Below are 899 nucleotides of genomic sequence, written 5' to 3' on the forward strand. Positions count from 1 at the left end.
AAGACTGAAATCTTCTCAGAAGATGGGTTATTAGAAAGGATTTCAAAACACTGGGTAAAACCACATTTAAGCTAAACACCGCCTCTGAAACCCCTTCACGAATTGCCTCAAAGTATTTCCCGAGATATTTAATCACCTCATAAAAATTTCCTAATGAAACCTCAACATGAAGAAAAAAACCAAAACTCTTTTGCAAGATAGCCATACGATCAAGACCTTTTTTTCTGGTCGTTATCTCAGCATGGCCGGCCAATACTCCAGAAGAAGCTGTCGCCAACTTGCCAGGAATCTCATCCTCCTTCGAAGTCGGCCTTGGAACAGGCTCACTCTCAATTCTTTCCCGTCTACCCTCTACTATATATATTGTACGACCATCAATACTGACACTTTCAGCGGCTTGAACTAAATACTGCCCGACAAAAAGTGCCCCTTTATGCTGGCTGTAAACATTGTCAGCCTCTGCTTTTTCAACGCGATAACCAAAGCAAAAAACACATGCCAGAACGACTTTCCCCAAACCAAGACATCCATAGCCGTCCAGATACCAATTCCAGCCCATTGATAAAGCGGAACACCCGTAAAAAACATAATTTTGATCTCTATCCATTACTTAACCCCTTTAGTGAAAAACACAAAAGACCTTGAAAATGAGGCACATTGAAAACAAGAAAAACATTACACTCAGAATGGCTTTCCTTACTCAAAAGACTGCTTAATAGGGATACAGTTCCTTAATAAACATACTGGTTAGGCATAGCGGGTAATAACAAGATGCTTCCACTTAAACCAAAACAGACATACGTAAACTGATAACTTGGTCATGTTTCAAACCGGTTGATACCACATTCTGGAGATGAATTCTCCGATGACTTTGTCGTGTAGCTCCTCTGAGCGGGAAA

At 40.7% G+C, this 899-nt stretch carries 1 protein-coding gene; it reads right to left on the bottom strand.

Annotated features, from left to right (window positions below; translation table 11 throughout):
* Positions 1 to 607: hypothetical protein (locus ABD892_RS10445; RefSeq protein WP_345195563.1), on the bottom strand; the 607-nt coding region annotated here is incomplete at its 3' end.
* Positions 608 to 899: the final 292 nt, after the last annotated feature.

Origin of the sequence: Kistimonas scapharcae (assembly GCF_039540975.1) — a bacterium.
In the GTDB taxonomy this organism is placed as follows: Bacteria; Pseudomonadota; Gammaproteobacteria; order Pseudomonadales; family Endozoicomonadaceae; genus Kistimonas; species Kistimonas scapharcae.